Origin of the sequence: Aureimonas sp. AU12 (assembly GCF_001463705.1) — a bacterium.
In the GTDB taxonomy this organism is placed as follows: domain Bacteria; phylum Pseudomonadota; class Alphaproteobacteria; order Rhizobiales; family Rhizobiaceae; genus Aureimonas.
Genome location: NZ_BBWH01000024.1, coordinates 131,869 through 153,291, shown reverse-complemented (window position 1 = coordinate 153,291; position 21,423 = coordinate 131,869). Strand labels below are relative to the sequence as shown.

The 21,423-nt window shown below is 73.1% G+C and carries 4 protein-coding genes; all 4 read right to left on the bottom strand.

Annotation, left to right across the window (positions count from 1 at the left end; all coding sequences use genetic code 11):
- Nucleotides 1-160: 160 nt before the first annotated feature.
- From AUL33_RS09945 to AUL33_RS09930, 4 genes are read right to left on the bottom strand one after another with little or no spacing between them, the layout of a single operon-like run.
- Nucleotides 161-1,585: a condensation domain-containing protein gene (locus AUL33_RS09945; protein WP_062207122.1), complete on the bottom strand. Its 1,425-nt coding sequence runs from the start codon at nucleotides 1,583-1,585 to the stop codon at nucleotides 161-163.
- On the bottom strand, nucleotides 1,582-18,474 hold the full coding sequence (locus AUL33_RS09940; protein ID WP_062207120.1) for a hybrid non-ribosomal peptide synthetase/type I polyketide synthase: 16,893 nt from the start codon (nucleotides 18,472-18,474) through the stop codon (nucleotides 1,582-1,584). Before AUL33_RS09940 ends, AUL33_RS09945 begins: the two co-directional genes overlap by 4 nt.
- A 53-nt stretch (nucleotides 18,475-18,527) precedes the next feature.
- On the bottom strand, nucleotides 18,528-20,657 hold the full coding sequence (locus AUL33_RS09935) for an AMP-binding protein (protein ID WP_062207118.1): 2,130 nt from the start codon (nucleotides 20,655-20,657) through the stop codon (nucleotides 18,528-18,530).
- Complete coding sequence (locus AUL33_RS09930) at nucleotides 20,654-21,202, bottom strand: acyl carrier protein (protein ID WP_062207109.1); 549 nt, start codon at nucleotides 21,200-21,202, stop codon at nucleotides 20,654-20,656. Before AUL33_RS09930 ends, AUL33_RS09935 begins: the two co-directional genes overlap by 4 nt.
- Nucleotides 21,203-21,423 lie beyond the last annotated feature (221 nt).

The following is a 21,423-nucleotide window of genomic DNA, read 5'->3' as shown; positions in this document are numbered from 1 at the left end:
CGCCCCGCCCTTCCAGGGCCGGGCTCGATCGCTGCGATCCGCGTCTCGCCGAAAAGGGCGCGGATCGGGTCTTCGACCGTTCGCGACGGGTCCTTCGACGGCCTGTCGCTTACGCTCTGACCAACATACCTCACCACCTGCAGATCAAGGCCCGCCGGCGTTAATTCCAGCCGGCGAGCGGCATGCCGAGCCTTCGGCGCAGGGCCGTGAGAAAGCCCGCGAGCAGTCGTTCGGCGTCGGCCGGGCCGAAGCGGTCCGTTCGCAGGTACCAATGCAACCGGCGCCGTTCGCCCGATTGCAGGACCATCAGCAGAATGTGCTCCTCGCGATGCGCCTCGGCATGGCGGGGTCCGGCGCGGAACGGCACGTCGCCGCGATCACCCCCTTCGGCATCCTCGCCGACCTGCCGATGGTTGAAGATGTAGCGGAACGGCGAGGGCGCGGCGGGATGGGCGGCGTCCAGCATCTCCTGCAGGAGGACATGCGGCACGGGTTCCTGGTCGAGGGCCTCGAGCAGCGTCGCGCCGACCGGTCCGAGCGGATCGCCTGCTGCCGGCCAGCGAAGCCGCAGCGGCAGCAGACGCGCGAACGTGCCGATCATGGTTTGCGTCTCCGCGATCTGCCGCGACGTCGTCGCCGACGCCACCCAGACGTCGTCGGTGGCGTCTAGTTCGCGCAGGACCGCCGCGAACTCGGTGAGGAGCACGACATGCGGCGTCGTGCGGTGTGCGGCGGCATGGGCGTCGAGCGCGCGGCCGGTCTCGGCCCCGATCTCCTGCTCGTAGAGGCGGGCGGGCCCGAGGCCCTCGCGCCCGTCCGCCCACCCCTCGGGCGGGCCGCCCGCGAGGCGCTCGCGCCACCACGACAGCGCCGAGCCGAAGCGCGCATCCCGCAGCAGCCGGTCCTGCGCTGCGACGTAGTCGGCATAGTCGAGTGCCGGCGGCGGCGACTGCGACGCCGTGCCTCCCAGTTCGGCGGCATAAAGCGCGCGCAGCTCCGCCTCGATCAGATGCAGCGCCTCGCCATCGGCGACGAGGCTGCAGAAGCAGAGGAGGAGGACGCCGCGCTCGCCCCGGCTGACGAGCTCGGCACGCCAGAGCGGTCCGGTCGCGGCATCGAAGGGCTCGGCAAGCATCGTCTCGTATCGCCGACGCACCCAGCCCTCGGCGCCCGTCAGCGCCGCCATCAGCGGCAGCGTCGTGAGCTTCAGCGGCGCGGGCGCATCGGGGTCGAGCCGCTGCAGGAGGCGCCCGCCCTCCTCCCGGATCGTCATGTGCAGCACGTCGTGTCGGCGGGCGAGCGTCGCCACGGCGCGCCAGACGGCATCGACATCGACGTCGTCGAGAACGATCGGCGGCGCGGCGAGCGTCCAGGCGACGCGTCCGCCGAACCGCCTTTGCTGGCGCAGGATGAAGGCCTGTTCGAGGGAGACCGGCACCGGCCCGCCGCGGTCGATACGGGTGAGCGCGGGCTCGTCCGCCTCCGCTCCATCCCGCAGGCGGCGGGCGAGCAGCTTGGCGAGCACGGCGTCGCGAAGATCGCGCGGCAGGTCGGCCCAGGCCGCGGAGAGGGATCCTGCCGTCATCGCCTCGTCTCCCCGCAGAGCTCGCGCCGAGCCTCCTCGATCAGCCGTGCCAGATCCTCGCCGGACACCGAGGCCACGAGGTCCTCCTCGAGCCGCGCGGCGACGGTGCGGAGGCTGGAGGCGTCGTAGAACTGCCGGAGGCGAAGCTTGATGCCCGTCAGCAGCGCGATATCCGCCACGGCGCGCGCCGCGGCCAGCGAGTGGCCGCCGAGCGCGAAGAAGTCCTCGGTCGCCGGCACGGAGGTCTCGGGACGCTCCAGCACCGCCGCCCATACCGGCAGGAGCAGGCCTTCGAGATAGCCGGAAGGCTCCGCCTCCGCGTCCGCTTCGTGGTTCCGGCCCTGCGCCCTCTCGGGATCGGGCAGCGCGCGGCGGTCGATCTTGCCGTTGGGCAGGAGCGGCAGCGCGCGCAGCCTCGTCCAGTGCTGCGGCACCATATGCCCCGCGAGCCGGGCACGCAGGCCCTCCGCCAGCACCGGCTGCTCGGCCGGGCCGCACCAGTAGGCCGCGAGGGCCGACCCGCCCCCCGGCGCCGGCACGGAGCGCACCGCGGCATCGCCCGCACCCGGCTGGCTGCGCAGCACCGCCTCGACCTCGCCGATCTCGACCCGCATGCCGCGGATCTTGATCTGCCCGTCCTGCCGGCCGAGGAATTCGATCTCGTTCAACGCGTTCCAGCGCGCCCAGTCCTGCGTGCGGACCATGCGCCCCGCGCCGAACGGGTTCGGCAGGAAGGTCTCCGCATCGAGGTCCGGCCGGCCGTGATAGCCGTCCGCCAGGTTGTCGCCGGTGACGTAGAGTTCGCCGGGCAGGCCTTGCGGCACGGGCCGCCGCCGGCGGTCGAGCACGTAGGTGCCGGAGCGATCGATCGGCCGGCCGATGGGAACCGGGGCGCGCGCATCCTCGACCGTCATCCCCGCCGTGTCGAAGGCGGTGACGTCGCCGGCAACCTCGGAGCTACCGTAGAAGTTGACGAGCCGGGCGCCGGGCAGCTCGGCCCGGAACCGCGCCACCAGCTCGGCCATGCAGGCCTCGCCACTGACGATCCAGGTGCGTAGGGCGCCGAGCCGGCGCGCCGCGCCGCCGGGCAGGTCGAGAATGGCGCGCAGCAGCGATGGCACGAGCACGATCCAGGTGACCCGGCGCGCCGCGAGCGTGTCGATAAGGCGTAAGGTATCGGCGACGTCGTCGTTCGCCACGACCACGGCCGGCACGCCGGCCAGCAGCGGCCCGAAGATCTCGGCGACCGAGTCGACGAAGGGCAGCGCCGTCTTGAAGACGGCCACCTCGTCGGCGCCGTAGGGCAGCGCCCGCCAGCTCCATTCGAGGCGGTTGAGAAGCCCGCGATGCAGCGCCCGTACGCCCTTCGGGCGGCCGGTCGAGCCGGAGGTGTAGATGAGGTAGGCGAGATCGTCCGGCGTCAGCGCGGGGGCCACGCGCTCCGCCGGGCCGCCCGCGGCCAGCACCGCACCGGCGTCGAGCACGGCGCAGGCGGGGGCGACGGCGAGCGAACCGCCATCGGTGAGGACGAGGGCGGCGCCGCTGTCCTCGATCATGAAGGCGAGCCGGTCTGCCGGATAGGCGGGGTCGAGTGGCAGCCAGGCGGCGCCCGCCTTGACCACCGCCAGAAGCGCGGCGACGGTCAGCGGCGAGCGCTCCATGTGCACGGCGACGACCGCGCCGCGGCCGATGCCGCGCGACCGCAGCGCTGCGGCGAGGACGTTCGCGCGCGCCTCGATCTCGGCATAGGTCGCGACCCCGTCGCCTTGGATCAGGGCGGGAGCGTCGGGCGCGGCGTCGACGCGGGCCTCGAAGAGCGCCAGCAGGGATCGGGCCGCCAGCGCCGGCCGGTCCGGCCCGAGGCTGGCGGAGAGGAGCGCGGCCTCCGCCTCCGGCCGGAGAATGCCGGCCTCACCGAGCGTGCGTGCGGTGCCGAGGCCCTCGACGAGGGTCGCGAGATGCCCGGCGAGCGCGGCGATCTCGCCGGCCGCGAAGCGTCCGGCATCGTAGACGAACTCGACCGCGAGGCCCTCGCCCTCCGGCACGACGAAGAGCGTCAGCGCGTAGCTCGTGGTCTGGTGTCCGTCGATCCCGCGGATGAGGTCGACGAGCCCCGCCCCGCCCGTGGCCGACGCGTCGGGGGCCGCGAGCCGCGCCGCAAGACCGCCGTCGAGCGGGAAGTTCTGGAAGACCAGGAGGCTGTCGCAGAGCCGCTCGCCGGGGGCGAGACCGCTGAGGCTCTGGATGTCGGCGAAGGTCAGGTGGTTGAAGCGATCGTTGCGGGCGTGGGTCTCCTGCACCGCGCTAAGGTATGCCGGGACCTCCTCGGCATCGACGGTCCGCATGCGCAGCGGCAGCACGTTGACGAAGGGGCCGACGGCGTCCTCAATGCCGGGAAGATCGGCAGGACGGCCCGAGACGGTAACGCCGAAGACCTGATCCTCCGCCTGGTTGTAGCGCGCGAGGAGGAGGCCCCAGGCGCCCTGGATCGCCGTGCCGAGAGTGATCCCCACGGTCCGGGCCCGGCGCGCCAGCGGCGCGAGCACGGCGGCGTCCAGCACCATGCGATGACTGGCGAAGGCGCCGGTCTCGGCCTCGATGCCGCGCCCGATCACGAGGTCGGTTCCCGCCGTCAGCCCGGCGAAGCCGTCCCGCCAGTGCGCCCGCGCCGCCTCGCGGTCCTGCGCGGCGATCCAGCCGACATGCGTCGCGAAGTCGGGGGCCGGGCTCAGTGTGGGAACGGACAGTCCGACGAGCCCGTCGTAGAGGGCCGCGAGATCGCGCAGGAGCAGCGGCAGCGACCAGCCGTCGACCACCGCGTGATGGACGGCGAGGAGCAGCGTTCCGCCGCCGCCCGGCGCCAGACCCAACGTCGCGCGCATGGCGGGCGCGGCCGACAGATCGATCGGCCTTGCCCGGTCGGCCGCCAGGAGATCGGCGAGCGCCGCGTCGTGGTCGTCCACCGACTGGCCGCGCCAGTTCAGGCGTTCGAGCGGCAGCCGCGCATGGCCGTGGACGATCTGGAGCGGCCGGTCGGACAGAGACCAGTCGAAGCTGGTGCGCAGGATGGCATGGCGCGCGACGAGCGCGTCCAGCGCTGCCTGCAGCGCCTCGACATCGAGGCCGGCACCCAGCTTCAGCGTCGTGTGGATGCCGTAGACCGCGCTGTCGGGATCGGCGAGGGCGTGGAAGATCATCCCGGTCTGGCCGGGCGTGGCGGCATGGACGGTTTCGAGGTCGCGATAACGAGCGGCGAGCGCACCCAGCCCGCCGGGCCTGAAGGTCGCCAGCGGGAAATCGCCGTCCAGCCAGACGGTCGGATCCGGCTGCGCGGCCAGCACGGCGAGCGCGCGCAAGGCCGCCGCCAGTGCATCGGGCAGCGCCCAGAGCACCGCCGGCACCTCGTTGCAGCCGTGAAGGCCGAGCCGCAGCAATCCTCCGGCAAGGCCGAGTTCGAGATGCGGCGGGGCCCCGAACGCCAACGGCAGGACCGGCGTCTCCACGGTGCAACCGGCGAAGGCCGGATCGCCGCCGACAAGCCGCACCGTCAGGCCGACCTCGTCGAGCGCAGGGTCCGCCGGGGCGCACAGGGCCGCCTTGGCGGCGCGCAGATCCGCCGCGAGGTCGCCGGTCGAGGGCGGCAGCGCCATCAGGCGCTCCCTTGCCGTGGCAAGGCCCGCCGTGCCGGCCGGGCGCTCCGCGACGATCAGGCCGACAGGTCCGGGCAAACCGGACATGGACGCCATGAGCGCGGTTGCCATGAGCGCGTCGGCCTCGGTGCGCAGGTGACGGGCTGCCAGGGCCGGAAGGTCGGCGAGGTCGAGATCCGGCGACAGGCGCCTCGACGTCCAAGGCTCGAGCGCGGCGTCGATCGGGACGGACGGCAGGACCGCGAGCCGGGGCGCGGCACCGGCCGGCGGCCGGCCGGCGATCAGCGCGGCGAGATCCGACAGGACGATCCGCCAACCCATGGCATCGAGCAGCAGCGGATGGGCGCGCAGCACGATCGCCGCGACACCGTCCTCTCCGCCGTCGATCGTCGCGGCAAAAGCTGCCGGGGCCTCGGCGTCGACGCCCTCGCCGAAAGCCAGAACCGGGCCCTGCGGCCGGTTCTCGATCCGGCCGCGCAGGAGGTCGTGGCGAGCCATCAGCGCGGCGAGCGCGCGGTGCGCTTCCTCGTGCGGCATCGGAGTGTCAAGGCTGACACGCACGGATCGCCAGGCGTCCACCGGCAGCATCGGAAAGCCCGCGCCGAGGGCGACGTCGCCGAGCGCCGGACCGGCGGCGGCGTCCGCCCGGGCGGCGAGATCGGCGAGTGTGGCGGTCTCGAAGAGATCGCGCACGCCGACCGAGAGACCGGCGGCGGCGGCGCGGGTCGCGACGCGGATCGCCGAGATCGAGTCGCCGCCGAGATGGAAGTAGTTGTGGGTCCGGCCGATGTCCTGCGGCCGGCGCGCGAGCACCTCGGCCCAGATCGCAGCAAGCGCGGTTTCCGTCGCGCTCTGCGGTGGCACCACGGGTCCGGCCGCGGACGCGCTCTCGTCGTCCGGGATCGGCAGGGCACGCCGGTCGACCTTGCCGTTCGGCAGGAGCGGGATGTCGGCCAGCGCCACCAGCGCGGCCGGCACCATGTGGCGGGGCAGCGCGGCCTCCAGGGCGAGGCGCAGATCCGCGGGATCGAGGCCGCCGGTGTAATAGGCGACGAGCCGCGCCCGGCCGTCGCTGCCGGGACGGTCGAGGACGACCGCGGCACCGACCGATCCGACGCCGCGCAGCGCGGTCTCGACTTCGGAGAGATCGACCCGCATGCCGCGGATCTTCACCTGTCCGTCCTGGCGACCGAGGAAGGTGATGGTGCCGTCGGGTTCGCGCCGGCCCCAGTCGCGGCTGCGGAACAGCTGCCCCTCGCCGAACGGGTTGGGAACGAAGGCCTCGGTGGAGAGCTCCGGCCGACCGTGATAGCCCTCGGCGAGATGGGCGCCGCCGATCCAGAGTTCGCCCGGCAGGCCGTCCGGCACTGCGCGGCGCGCCGCGTCGAGGAGGTAGATCGCCGAGTTGTCGAGCGGGCGGCCGAGCGAGGCCGGCCGCGTTCCATCCGGCACCATGTCGGCCGTGTCGAACCAGGTGACGTCGCCGGCGACCTCCGACGAACCGTAGAGGTTGACCAGCCGGGCATTCGGCACCGCGCGGCGGAAGTCGGCGACGAGATCGGCCGACAGCGCCTCGCCCGACGAGATCCAGTGCGTGAGCTTCGGCAGCCGGTTCCCGAGGTCGGGATGGAGGTCGACGAGGGCGCGCAGCAGCGTCGGCACGAGCACGAGCCGCGAGACGCCGTGCGCGGCGAGGCGGTCGGCAAGGCCCGGCACGTCGCGGGCGTCGGCGTCGTCCAGCACCAGCGAGGGCACGCCCGCAAGGAGCGGACCGAAAATCTCCCACACGCAATCGACGAAGGAGAGCGCCGTCTTCTGCACCGCGACTTCGCCCACCTGGAAGGGCATCTCGCGCCACATCCAGCCGAAGCGGTTGAGCGCGCCGCGATGGAGAGCGCGCACGCCCTTCGGCTGGCCGGTCGAGCCGGACGTGTAGATGAGATAGGCGAGGCTGCCGGGCTCGAGCACGGCCGCGCCGGGCGTCTCGCCCCGGCCTGTCTCCGGCGTCCCGAGCGCGGTTGCGAGCGCGAGGCGCCGGGGAGCCACGGCGTCCAAGCCGGGCGGGAGATCGCCTGCATGAACGAGGATGGCGGCGCCGGCATCCTCCAGCACATGGGCGAGGCGCACGACCGGATAGGCGGGATCGAGCGCCAGGAAGGCGGCGCCCGCCTTCATGATGCCGAGAAGCGCCGCGGTGGCGTCGAGCGAGCGCTCGGTGAGGAGGGCGACCACGTCGCCGGGCCCGACGCCCGCATCGACCAGAGCGAAGGCGATGCGGCGCGCCCGCCGGTCGAGTTCGGCATAGGAGAGGCGGTCGCTCTCGTCGAAGAGCGCGATCGCCTCCGGTGTCCGCGTCGCCTGCCGCTCGAAGAGCGCGATCAGCGAGGGCGCGTCGGGCAGGGGCGCGAGCGGGCCGGCGGAGCGGGCGAGAACGCACGCCTCCTCGTCGGCATCCATCAGGCGGAGATCACCGAGCCTTTCCCCTTCCGTCATGCCGAGAAGGAGGCGTTCGAACCGCTCCGTCAGCACCGCCATTTCGGACGGATCGAAGCGACCGGCATCGTACTGGACGCGCAGTGCGAGCCCGCCTGCCTCGCCTTCCGCGAACAGCGTGATCGGCGCGCTGGTCTTCTGGAGGCCGGCCATGCCGACAACGAGGCCGCCGAGCCCCTCGCCGCTGCCGGACGCCGCGGCGCCGAGCGGCGCGTTCTGGACGATCACCAGCGTCTCGGCGAGCCGCTGGCCGGTGGCGACGCCGGAAAAGCGCTGGATGTCGACGAGACCGAGATGTCCCATCGCGTCGTTGGCGGCCTGCCGCTCCTGCAGCGCGCGCAGCCAGGGCCAGAGCGCCTCGCCGTCGTCCGCGTCGGCGCGCAGCGGCAGCGCGTTGAGGAACATGCCGACGATGTCCTCGGCGCCGGGAAGATCGTGCGGCCGACCGGAGACGGTGACGTTGGCTAGCACCTCGCGCGAGCCCGAATAACGCGACAGGAGCAGCGCCCAGGCGCCCATCACCAGGGTCGCGAGCGTCACCCGCTCGGCGCGCGCCGCAGCGACCAACCGGGCGAAGGCGTCCGGGTCGATCCGGCGCGCGGCGAGGCCGACCGCCCCGGTCTCGGCCGCCGGGTCCCGGCCGATGCCGAGTTCGGTCGGCGCGTCGAAGCCGGACAGCTCCAGCGACCAGTAGGCTTCGGCCGCGGCGCGGTTGCGGGTCGAGAGCCAGCGGACGTAGCGCTCGAAACCGGGCGCGGGATCGAGGTCGAGCGCGTGGCCCACTGACCTGGCGCCGTAGAAGGCGACGAGGTCGTCATAGAGGAGCCCCATGCTCCAGCCGTCGACGATCGCATGATGCTTCAGCCAGACCAGGGTGTGGCCGCCCTGCCGATGCGCCAGTGTGAGCCGCATCAGCGGCGCATGCGCGAGATCGAGCGGGCGGGCGAGATCGGCCGCCGCCAGCTCGTCGAGCGCGCCCGCCTCGTCGGCGGCGCTGGTGAGGTCGACCTCGCTCCAGGGCAGGTCCACCGTGCGATGGACGAGTTGCAGGGGATGGGCCCGGTCCTCCCAGAGAAAACCCGTGCGCAAGACCGGATGGCGGGCGGTGAGGTCGCCGATCGCCGCCTTCAGCGCCGCCACGTCGAGCCCTTGCGTGAAGTCGATGCGGGTCTGCAGCAGGAAGGCGCCGCTTTCGGGGGCGAGCAGCGAATGGAACAGCATGCCCTCCTGCCCGAACGTGGCGTCGTGCACCGCTTCGACGCCGGGCCGATCCGCCAGCAGGCGGTCGCGCTCCTCGATCGTCATGCCGGCCGGCAGGAGCGCTTCGGCGGACGGTTCGTCGGCATCGGCGGCGTCGGCGCTGGCGGCTGCCGCAGCCAGCGCCGCGAGCGTCTGGTGGCGGAAGATCGCGCGCACGTCGAAGAGGAGGCCGGCCCGCCGGGCGCGGGCCGCCAGTTGCAGGCTGAGGATGGAGTCCCCGCCGAGCTCGAAGAAATTGTCGTGACGCCCGACGCTCTCGCGGGCCAGCATCTCGCGCCAGATGGCGGCGAGCACCGCCTCGGGTCCCTCGCGCGGTGGCTCGAAGGCCTGCGAAGCCGCCGGCCCGTCCGGGACGGGCGGCAGCGCCCGGCGGTCGATCTTGCCGTTCGGCAGCAGGGGGAAGGCGGGAAGAAGACGCATCGCCGCCGGCACCATGTGCGCGGGCAACACTGTTTCGAGACGCGCCCGAAGCGAGGCGACCAAGGCATCCGCCTCGCCGGCCTCGCTGGTTTCGCCAACCATCGGCACGACATGGGCGACGAGGCGGGAGCGCCGGTCCGCCGTCTTCTGCGCCGAGACGAGAGCGCCCGCGACGCCGGGATGGGCAAGCAGCGCCGCCTCGATCTCGGCGGGCTCGATGCGAAAGCCGCGGATCTTGATCTGCGCATCGCGTCGCCCGTGGAACTCGAACGTGCCGCGCGCCGTGGCGCGGCCGTAGTCGCCGGTGCGGTAGACGCGGCCGAGGCCCGCCCGCTCCACGAAGGCGCCGGCGGTCCGCTCGGCATCATCGAGATAGCCGATCGCGACACCTGGCCCGCCGATGGCGATCTCGCCGATGGTGCCGGGTGCGGCGGGGGCTCCGAAGAGGTCGAGAATGTGAACGGCGACGTTCGGCAGCGGCCGGCCGATGTCGGGCGCGGCGTCGCCGACGTCGGCCATGGCGCGGCTGTCGCTGAGATAGGCCGTCGCGGTGATCGAGGCCTCGGTCGGGCCGTAGGAGGAGAGGAACGTCACCTCGCGGTCGCAGAGCGCGGCCCAGCGGCGCATCGTGCGCCCCGACAGGGCTTCGCCGCCGGTGAGGAAGATGCGGATGGTCGGCGCCATGCGCAGGCCTTCCTCCGTCATCGTGTCCACCCACTGGCGCCAGAGCGCCGCCGGCAGGTCGAGCATGGTGAGGCCATGGCGGCCGGCGAGATCCATGAAGTCGCGCGCGCCCAGGCTGTTCGGCCGATGGTGGAGGACCGAGCGGCCGCCCGCCAGAAGCGGCACGAAGATCTGCAGCGCCGAGGCGTCGAAATTGAGCGGCGCGAATTGCAGGAGGCTGTCGCCCGGACCGACGCCGAGGCGCCGGTCCATGCCGAGCGCCATGTTGGCGACGCCGCGATGGGGCACGACGACGCCCTTCGGCGTGCCCGTCGTTCCCGAGGTGAAGATGACGTAGAGCGGCAGCCCGGCATCACGCGCCGGGCGGACGGGGCCCCGGCCGGCGGGAAGCGGGTTCTCCAGCAGGTGATACGGCACGCCGGGCCGGCCGTCGGCGTCCGCAAAGAGCGGCAGCAGCGGCGCCTCGGTCAGGAGGAAGCAGGCGCGCGAGGCGGCGAGGAGGCTGCGCTGGCGCTCGGTCGGCGCCGCCGGGTCGAGCGGCACATAAGCCGCGCCCGCCTTCATCGCCCCGTAGATCGCGACGAGCAGCGCCGGACTGCGCTCGGCCGCGATCGCCACCCGGTCGCCGTGCGCGACGCCCCGATCCTGGAGGAAGACCGCCATGGCGGCGGCGGCGGCCTCGAACTCGGCCCAGGTCAGCTGCGTGGCCCGCCCGTCCGCAGCCTCATGCACCACGGCGACGGCGTGCGGACGATCCCGCGCATGGGCGTCGAGGATCGCATCGAGGCGCAGGTCCGCGATATCGGGCATCGCCGCGACGGCGGCGACGACCGGCCCGTCGTGGAAGGCGGGCGCGCCCACGGCCGCATCGGGGGCGTCGAGGGCCGAGGCGAGGAGACGGCGGAACCGCCCGGCCAGATCCTCGATCGTCTCGGGTTCGAAGAGCTCGGTGCGATACTCCAGCATCGCCTCGATGCCGTCCCCGGTCTCCGTCATGTCGAGCACGAGGTCGAACTGCGTCGCGCCCTTGTCGAGCCGCACCGCGCGGATCGCGAGGCCGGCGACCTCCTGCGGGGGCGCGGGCGTGTTCTGCCAGACGAAGAGCGTCTGGAAGATCGGCGAATGGGCCTCGCTGCGCTCGGTGACGAGATCCTCGACGATCGCCTCGAAGGGCAGCGCCGCATGCGCCATGGCGTCGAGAAGTTCGCCCTGCGCGCGGCGACAGAGCGCCTCGAAGGCGGGCTCGTCGGCGACGTCGAAGCGCAGCGCCAGCGTGTCGGCGAAGAAGCCGACGACCTCTTCCGAGCCCGGCAGCGTGCGGTTGGCAGTGACCGTGCCGATGGCGAAGGCGCCCTGCCCGCTCAGGCGCGCCAGAAGCAGGCCCCAGGTCGAGAAGAGCACGGCGAAGGGCGTCACGCCGAGGCGCCGGGCGGTCTCGCGCAGCCGTGCGGCCTCCTCGCGCGCCAAGGCGAAGCGATGCACGCGGCCCTCGCCGTTCGGCACGTCGGGCCGCGGATGGTCGCTCGCAAGTTCCAGCACCTCGGGAAGATCGCCGAGCCGTCCGCGCCAGAAGGCGCGCAGCGGTTCCGTGTCGAGCGCTTGCCGCGCGCCGGTTGAGACGGCCGCGAAATCGGCATAGTCGAGCGCGGGCAGCCCGAGGCCGCGCAACGGGCCGCTGTCGGCCTCCGCCCCATAGGCGAGCGCGAAGTCGCGGCCGAGGATCGCCATCGACCAGCCGTCGGTGACGATGTGGTGGGCGGCGAGAACGAGCACGTGCGCCGTGGCCGAGCGGCGGAACAGCGCCGCGCGCACGAGCGGCCCGATCTCGAGATCGAAGGGCGCCGAGGCGGCGGCCAGCGCCGCGCGCTCCACCGCGGCATCGGCGTCGTCCCGGTCGGACAGGTCGATGACGTCGAGGGGCAGCGCCCGCACCTCGTCGATCACGACCAGGGGCTCCCCGTCGCAATCCACGAAGCGGCAGCGAAGGCTCTCGTGCCGGGCAACGAGAGCACCCAGCGCGGCGCGCACGCGCTCGGGATCGAGCGGCCCGATCAGTTCGATCCGCGATGGCAGGTTGTAGGTGCCGCGCTCGGGATCGAGTTGGTGCAGGAACCAGAGCCGGCGCTGTGAGGGGGAGAGAGGCAGCGGTTGCCCCCGCGGCTGCCGCTCGATCACGAGGCGAGCCGGAGCCTCCCCGGCGGGAGCGGGAGCGACGAGGCGCGCCAGATCGCCGAGCCGCGAGGCGCGGAAGAGGTCGCGCGCCGACAGCGCGGCCGAGCCCGCCGCACCGAGCCGCGTCAGGACGCGCATCGCGAGGAGCGAGTCGCCGCCCACGGCGAAGAAGTCGCTATCAGGCGACAGCGCCGAGACGTCGACCCCCAGGACGTCGGCCCAGATGTCGGCGACCGCGCGCTCGCTCTCGTTCAGCGGCGCGCCCTCGCCGCCCGCCGCGCCCCCGTTCATGCCCGTGCTCGCGAGTTCGGCCGGCCAGTCCACCGCCGGCAGCGCCCGGCGATCCACCTTGCCGTTGGCATTCAGCGGCAGGCGCGGGAGAGCCAGGATCGCCTGCGGCACCATGTAGTCCGGCAGCTGGCGCAGGAGGTCGGCCCGAAGGGCCACGCGGTCGAACGCAGCGCCGGGGGTCGGCACCACGTAGGCCGCGAGGCGGGTCATGCCGCCGACGTCGTGCGGGACCACGGTGGCGCCGGCGATCGCGGGCAGCCGCTCCATCACCTTTTCGATCTCGCCGGTCTCGACGCGGAAGCCGCGCAGCTTGACCTGATCGTCGGCGCGTCCGCGATAGTCGAGGAGACCGTCCGGCCGCCAGCGCACGAGGTCGCCGGTGCGATAGAAGCGCTCGGCGCGACCGGGCACCGCGACGAAGGCGGCGTCGGTGAGGTCGGGCTGGCCGTGATAGCCGCGCGCCAGCGTGCCGGCGACATGAAGCGTCCCGATCGCGCCGGGTGGCAGCGGCTGCAGCGCCGCGTCGAGCACGAGCGCGACGGCGTTGGCGACCGGCGTTCCGATCGGGATCGGGCCGTCGCCGAGGTCGATCGGCGACCACCCGTCGCCGGGATCGCCGCCGACATCGAGGCGTGCGGCGGTGCAGACGATCGTGGTCTCGGTCGGGCCGTAGGTGTTCCAGAGGCCGACCGCCGGGGGGGCCTGTTCGCGCCAGCGCGCCACCGCCGCGGGCTTGGCCGCCTCGCCGCCGAGCACGACATGGCGCAGGCCGGCCGGAATACGGGCGAGCGCGCCCGGCTCGCTCATCAGCTCGTGCCAGAAGGCGGTGGGCAGATCGAGGACGGTGATGGCCTTGGCGGCAACGTCGTCCCAGAAGGCGGCAGCGCCCGCCGGCAGGTCGTCGTCGCGAAGGGTGAGGCCAGCCCCATGGGCGAGCGCGCCGTAGATCTCCTCGAGGCTGGCGTCGAAGCCGAGCGCGGCGAACTGGAGGACCCGGTCGGCCGGCGTGATCGCCAGTCTCCGGCCGAGCCAGGCGACGTAGTTGGCGACCGGGCCGTGCTCGATCATCACGCCCTTCGGCTCGCCGGTCGAGCCGGAGGTGAAGATCACCGTCATCAGCGCGCCGGTGCCGACCGGACGCGCGGGATCGGCGTCCGCGACCGGCGACCCCGCCTCCACGGCGATGAGGAGCGCGCCGGTGTCGCCGAGATCGTCCTGCGGCCCGATGACGATGCCAAGGCCTGCCTGCGCAACGATCCGCCGTCGCCGCTCCGCCGGCTGGCGTTGGTCGAGCACGACGAAGGCGCCGCCTGCCTTGGAGATCGCCAGCTGCGCCACCACGAGGTCGATGCCGCGCGGCAGATGGATACCGATGAGCGCCTCGGGCTCGACCCCGGCGGCGAGAAGGCGATGGGCCAATGCGTTCGCTCGCGCGTTCAGGGCGCCGTAGGTCAGCGCCTGCTGCCCGTGGCGCAGGGCGACCGCGTCCGGCGTCTCGGCCGCGATCCGCTCGATCCGACGGAAGGCGGGCTCGGCCGGTGCGGGCCACACCTCGCCCTGCCCGAGCCGGTCGAGGCGCTCCGCGGCGGGTGACGTCAGAAGCGGAAGGGTGCCGAGCGGTCCGCGCGCGCCCGATGCCACGGCCCGCACGAGCGCCGCATACGCCTCCAGCATCGCGCGCGCCGTGCCGGCGGCGTAGAGCCCGGTGTCGTAGTTCAGCTCGAGCGCCAGCCCGCCCCCGACCTCCACGGCGTTCAGCGTCAGCTCGCCGTCGAGATAGCGCAGCGGCCGGGGCCGGAACCCGACCGACAATCCCTCGAAGACCGCAGCCGCATAGGCGTTCTGATAGTTGAAGACGACCTGGAGCGGCAGTTCGGCGCCGGTTCCGCGCAGATCCTCCGCGATCCAGGCGAAGGAATAATCGGCATGGGCCATGTCCTGAAGGAGCTGGCTCCGCGCCTGCAGGCAATGGTCCGCAAGCGCGACGTCCGTCTCGATCGTGCAGGGCGAGAAGATCAGGTCCGAGCAGTAGCCGACGACATCGCGCCCCGGTCCTTCCGGCCGGCCGGCCGTCGGGGTTGCGATGGCGACCGTCCGCTGCCCGCCGAGCCGGGAGAGCACCACGGCCAGAAGCGTGTGAAGGAGCATGAAGGGCGTCAGGCCGAGCGAGCGGGCCGCCCCCTTCAGTCGTTCGGTCTCGGCGGGATCCAGGATCTCCAGCACGCTGTCGCCGCGCCAGCCCTTGGCGGATCCGCGCACCCCGTCGGTGGCGAGATCCAGCACCGGCGCGCCCGCGCCGAGACGCTCGATCCAGTAGGCCCGGTCCTCGGCCGCGCCCGCATCCGTTCGGGCGGCCGCCCGCTCGCTCAGGAAGGCGCGGTAGGACGGGGCCGGCGGCAGCACGGCGGTCTCGCCGCGCCGGCGCGCGTTGCAGAGCGCGGCGAGTTCGCCGACGAGGATGTTCATCGACAGGCCGTCGGAGACGAGGTGATGGGCCTCGATCGACAGGACCCACGCCTCCTCGCCGACGCGCAGCAGCCGGACGCGAAGCAGCGGATCGGCGGCGAGATCGAACACCCGGTCGCCGAGTGCGCCGATCCAGGCCTCCCGCTTGTCCTCGCGCCAGTTCCGCCCGTCGACCGTCTTGAAGTCGGGCCGGGCGTGCGCGACGTCGACGACGACCATGGTGCCATGCGCGGGAAAGCGGGCTCGCAGCGCCTCGTGCCGGGCCATGAGCGTGCCGAAGGCGGCTTCGACCTCGGCGGGATCGAGCGGCCCGGCGATGTCGAGGAGGACGGGGAGATGATAGGCGCGCGAGGCGTCGTCGCTCTTCTGCGCCAGGAGCCAGATCAGTTCCGCGGCCGGACGCATGGGCGCCGGTCCTGTCGCATCGCAGTTCGCGACGCGCCCGGCCGTCGGTTCGGCAGCGAACGGCGGGGCGGGCTCTGGAGCCGGAACCCGCGGACCATCGGTGCCGGCGTCTTCCGCAACGCCATCGGGCCTGCGAAGGCCGGGCGGCAGCGGGGCGCCTTCCATGGCCTCCAGTTGGCTGACGATCGTTCGGCGCACGAGCTCCAGCTGGTCGGCGAAGAGGTCGTGGAGGTCGTGGAGGTCGTCCTCCCCTGCGTCGGCCCGTGCGAACTCTTGCGCGGCAAGCGACGCCGGCGCCAGCTTCGGCAAAGGCTCGTCCCGTGCCATCGGCGCCGCCACGTGGCGCGCCGGTTCCATCCAGTGGACCGTGCGGTCGAACGGGTAGAGCGGCAACGCCGAGCCCGGCAGGGTGCCATCGCCGAGCACGTCGCGGCCGAGGTCCAGCCCGAGCGCGACGATGGCGGCGACCGCATCCTCGATCGCCTCGACACTGTCGCCGGTCCGGCGCAGCGTCGGCACGAAGCGGCCGGCCTCCAGCGTCCCGGTCGCGCGGCCGAGCGTCGTCAGTGTCATCCCCGCGCCGATCTCGACGACGATGGTGGTTGGATCTCTCGCCAACGTCTCCATCGAGCGTTGGAACTGAACGGGCTCGCGGGCCTGGCGCGTCCAGTGCTCCGGCGCGAGCATCGTGCCCGCCGCCCTCGATACGCCGTCGAGATTGGAGACGAGGGGCAGGTCGAGCGGGCGCAACCCGGCCGCCTCGCAGAGCCGTGCGAGCGCCGGCAGTGCCGGCTCCATCAGCGGCGAGTGAAAGGCGTGCGACACCGGCACGGGCCGCGCGGCAAAGCCGCCCGCCTCGGCGCGCCGGCGCAGCGCGGCGACGGCGTCCGAGGCGCCCGCCACCACCACCGCCCCCTCCGACAGCACCGCGGCAAGCGACAGAACCCCTTCGCGGCCTTGCAATTCGGCCTCGACGAACTCCGCCGGGGCCCGCAGCGAGAGCATCGAGCCGGCCTCGGGCAGCGACTGGATCAGCGCCCCGCGGCGCGCGATCAACGCCAGCATCTGCGTTTCCGGCAGGGCGCCCGCGACCGACGCGGCGACGTATTCGCCAAGGCTGTAGCCCATGACCGCGTCGGGCCGCACGCCGCGCTGGCGCAGTTCCTGCGCCAGCGCGAACTGCAGCGCGGCGATCGCCGGCTGCGCGTGGACGGTGTCGCGCAGCACCTCGCCGTCGGTCTCGAACATCAGCGTCTGCAGGGACATGCCGAGATGGGCGTCGAGCACGCCGGCGCAGCGGTCCAGCGCCTCGCGGAAGACCGGGCTCGACCGATAGAGCGCCGCGCCCATGCCCGGCGCCTGCGATCCCTGCCCGCCGAAGACGAAGACGATGCGCGGCCGCCGGCTGCCGAGGCGCTGCCCCGACCGGACGCGCCCGGACGACCCGGCGGCAAAGGCGGCGAGAGCAGGACCGACCGCGTCGGGGGCGTCGCGCCGCACCGGCAGGGCGAGCCGGTGCGCATGGCTGGTGCGCCGCGCGGCCAGGCTCGCGGCGAGATCGCAGGGGTCGGCGGGCGGGTCGGCCGCGACGCGCCCGGCGAGCGCGCGCAGCGCCGGCTCGCTCTTGGCCGTCAGCACGAGGATGGCGGTCTCGGGACCGGCGACGACGACGGCGGGCGACGGCACCTCCGCTCGGTGGCGCTTCAGCACGACATGCGCATTCGTGCCGCCGAAGCCGAAGGCGGAGATGCCGGCATGGTCGCGCCCCGGCGGCCACGGGGTCCGCTCGCGCACCGGCGCCGCCAGCGTCTGCGCGGCGTCGCGCAGATGCGGGTTCAACGCGGCGAGATGGGGCTGCGCGGGGATCTCCCCCGCCTGCATCGCCAGCACCGTCTTGATCAGGCCCGCGATGCCGGCGGCCGCCTCGGTGTGGCCGATCGCGGCCTTTACCGCGCCGACGAGCACGGGCTCGCCCTCGCGGCCCGCCATGGCCCTGGCGAGGCTGTTCAACTCGATCGGGTCGCCGAGCGGTGTTCCGGTCCCGTGCGCCTCGACATAGGCCACCGCCTCCAGGCCGATGCCGGCATCCTTGTGGGCGGCGCGGATCACCGCCTGCTGCGCCGGCCCGTTCGGCGCGGTCAGCCCGTTGCCGCGGCCGTCCTGGTTCACGGCCGATCCCGCGACGATGGCGCGGATCGGATCGCCGTCGCGGATCGCATCCTTGAGGCGCTTGAGGATCACGACCCCGACGCCCTCGGAGCGGACATAGCCGTCGGCGGCCGCGTCGAAGGTCCGGCAGCGCCCGGTCGGCGACATCATGCCGGCCTGCGAGAAGGCGATGGAGACGTCGGGGTTGAGAAGGACGTTGACGCCGCCGACCACGGCGAGGCCGGTCTCGCCGAGGCGAAGGCTGCGCACGGCCTGGTGCACGGCGACGAGCGAGGACGAGCAGGCCGTGTCGACGGCAAGGCTCGGCCCGGTGAGGTTGAGGACGTAGGACAGGCGGTTGGCGGCGATGCTGAGCGCGTTGCCCGTCCCGGCCCAGGCCTCGCGCGCCGCGCGCCCGCCGGCCTGCAGGAAACCGTAGTCGTTGGAGGAAATGCCGACGAAGACGCCGGTGTCGGTGCCCGAGAGACTGGCGGGAACGAGGCCGGCATCCTCCAGCGCATGCCAGGCGGTTTCGAGCAGCAGCCGCTGCTGCGGGTCGATGTAATCGGCCTCGCGGCCGGAAATGCCGAAGAAGGCCGCGTCGAAACTCCGGATGTCGCCGAGGAAGCCGCCATCGGCGGTGCGCATGCGGCCGGGCTCGGGCGCGTTCCCCTGCCCCACGAGCGCCCCGGTGTCCCAGCGACCGTCGCGCAAGGGGCCGACGCCGTCGACGCCGGCAAGGAGGTTGGCCCAGAAAGTCGCCGCATCCGGGGCGCCCGGCAGACGGCAGGCCAGACCGACGATGGCGATCGGCTCGCGCCCGCCCGCCTCGAGCGCCTCGATCCGCTTGCGCGCCCGCAGGAGCAGATCGTGCAGCTCGTGTTCGGTCAATTTCGCCATCGCCTCGTTCCCCTGCCCTGCCGTGCCCCGATTCCGTTCCCCGGATCGCGACGTCAGCCGTCCAGAAGCGCCCGCAACGCCGCGGCCTCGCGGTCGATGTCGCGATCGGCCTGCGTCGCGGCGTCGGTCTCGTCCGCGGCCGGCAGGGTCGGCTCCTCGGGCGTGTCGAACATGTGGTCCAGCAGCCGCTGGATCGTCGGGTAGTCGTAGAGGTCGACGGGCTGGACGCGGCGCGCGCCGAGGTCGAGCGCGTTGATCGCGGCGATCGTCTCGATCGCGGTGACGCTGTCGAGCCCGTAGCTTGCGAAGGGTTCGTCGAGATCGACCTGATGCGGCGCCTGCCCGGAATGGCGTGCCAGACGCTCCACGAGCCAGGCTTCGAGCTCGCCGCGCGTCGCGATGGCCAGCGGCACTGCGTCCGGATCGGCGACGGCCGGAACCGGACGGGTCCAGCGGTGTACGAGATGGGGCTCGAACCCCGTCTCGCGCCATTCCGCCAGCGCCGCCCCGTGCTGGATCTTGCCGCTGGAGGTGCGCGGGATGCGGCCGGGCTTGACGATACAGATCTCGGCGGGCGTGATCTGCAGGCCGTCGCCGAGCCGCTTCGTCACGTCCGCCACGAGCGCCGCGGCCGCGTCGCGATCCTTGAGGGCGGTGACGCCGCTCCGCGTCGCCTCGGCCAGGAGCACGACCTCCTCGCCCCGGCCGCGGTCCACCGCGAAGGCCGCCGCCGCGCCGGTCGAGAGATCGGGCAGGTCGCGCGTCGCGGCCTCCTCGATATCCTGCGGGTAGAGATTGCGCCCGCGCACGATGATGAGGTTCTTCAGCCGCCCCGTGACGAAGAGATCGTCGCCGAGGAGAAAGCCGAGATCGCCGGTCCGGTAGAAGGGACCGGCCTCCGGCTCTCCCGCGAGCCGCGCCCCGAACGCCTCCGCCGAGACCTCCGGCCGGCCCCAGTAGCCCTTGGCAACGCTCGCCCCCGTCAGCCAGATCTCGCCGATCTCTCCCTCGCCGAGGGCCCGCCCGGTCTCGACCCCGGCAATGCGGACCCGCCCCTCCGGTGCGCCGTTGCCGACGAGACGCTGCGAGACGGCCCCTTCGCCGGCGGACACCGCGCGGTTCGCACTCAGCGCTTCCGCTTCGAAGCTGCGGATCGTCGGGCCGAGGTGGTCGCGCAGGTTTCCGGTGACGAGCAGCGTCGATTCGGCGAGGCCGTAGGACGGAAGAAGAGCGTCCGCCCGGAAGCCGCAGGGCGCGAAGGTGCGGGCGAAGCGCTCGATCGTGTTGGGATTGACCGGTTCCGATCCGGTCAGGAGGCAGGTGATCGCGGAAAGGTCGAGACCGGTGACGACGTCCGGGGTCGCCATGTCGCAGCAGCGCTCCAGCGCGAAGTTCGGCGCCACCGCGGTGGTCGCACCGATCGCGGAGAGCTTGCGCAGCCACGTCGCGGGCGACTGCACGAAGGCCTGTGGCGACATGAGATCGGCAGTCCCGCCGACCGCCATCGGCGCGATCACGGCGCCGACGAGCCCCATGTCGTGGTAGAAGGGCAGCCAGAGAACGCCGCGCGAGGCCGGGCCGAGGCGCAGCTTCTCGATGATCAGCCCCGCATTGGCGACGAAGTTGGCGTGGGAGATCATCACCCCCTTGGGATCGCCGGTGCTGCCCGACGTGTACTGGACGATCGCGATGTCGTCGGCCTCGATGGCCTCGCGGCGAAAGTCGGCGGGATCGCCCGCCAGGTCTTCGAGCGTCGCGACGATCGGTGCCGCCTGCCCCGTCGCTTCGGCGTGGGCCGCCGCGACCTCGCGCAGCCACGGCGCGGTCGCGGGCTCTGCGATCACCAGCGCGGGCCCGGCATCGACGAGGACGGAGGCGAAGCGCGGGTCGCTCTTGCCGGCGCGCTGCCCCGGCACCGGCACGGCGAGCGCACCGACCGCGAGGCAGGCGTAGAAGGCGAGAATGAACTCGGGTGCGTGCGGCAGGGCCAGGACGACGCGTTCGCCCCTCAGCCGGCGGGCCTGCAGGGCGGCACCGATCGAGCGGACGCTGCGCGCGATCGCGGCCATCGAAAGGTCGACCGTCTCCTGCGATCGCGACGCATGGAAGCGATAGGCGATGGCGTCCGGCTCCCGCGCGGCGCGCTGAAACAGGATGTCGTTGAGCGTGGTGGGCGGGCTCATGCGGGCGTGACCTCGGTTTCCTGGATCGCCGCCGCCGCGGCCGATGGGCTCGATCCGGTGTGGTCGGCGGCTCGTCCCGCAGCTTGCGGCGTGTCGAACGGGCGCGGGGCCGCGATGCGAGCGCGAAGGGTCGCGGCCAGGCGGTTCTGGGCCTCGATCACCGCGGCCACCATGGCGAGCTGCGCGCGCATGAGCCGGATGTCGGCCGGCGCGGACCCGGCGAGCGCTGCCCCCGGCATCGGCACGGCTCCGGCGCGAGACACCGGCGCCGGCGTTTCGGGGTCGGCCCCGCTTGCGGCGTCGGCTTCGGCTCCCGATTCCGCTAGGAAGGCGGCGATCGCATCGATCGTGTTCAGGTCCTCAAAGAACTGCCGGATCTCGATGCGCCGGCCGTAGCGGACCTCGATCCAGCTGCGGGCCTCCAGCAGCATGATGGAGTCGGCACCGAGATCGAGGACGTTCGCGCTCGTCGAGATCGAGCCGCGCGAGACCCGCAGCAGGGTCGCGAAATACGCGGCGAGATCGTCGCGGGGATGGAGCGGCATGGGCGGGCTCGATCTTTCGGGATCGCCCGTCGATCCCCAGGGGCCGGCGGACCTTCGGCCCCTCGACTCCCGACGACCGCGGCGCAGCTCCACGGCAAATAACGGTTGGTCCTTGTTGGTGCATTATTGGACACGATCCGTAAAGAACCCTTGAAGCGAGCGCAGCCGTTGACCTGAACCGCTACGGTCCCAGCAAGATCGACGCCGGTTGCAGACCTCCA

Coding starts and splice junctions, on each gene's coding strand:
- AUL33_RS09945 (WP_062207122.1), bottom strand. CDS start 1,585: ATGACGGCAGGATCCCTCTCCGCGGCCTGGGCCGACCTGCCGCGCGAT.
- AUL33_RS09940 (WP_062207120.1), bottom strand. CDS start 18,474: ATGGCGAAATTGACCGAACACGAGCTGCACGATCTGCTCCTGCGGGCG.
- AUL33_RS09935 (WP_062207118.1), bottom strand. CDS start 20,657: ATGAGCCCGCCCACCACGCTCAACGACATCCTGTTTCAGCGCGCCGCG.
- AUL33_RS09930 (WP_062207109.1), bottom strand. CDS start 21,202: ATGCCGCTCCATCCCCGCGACGATCTCGCCGCGTATTTCGCGACCCTG.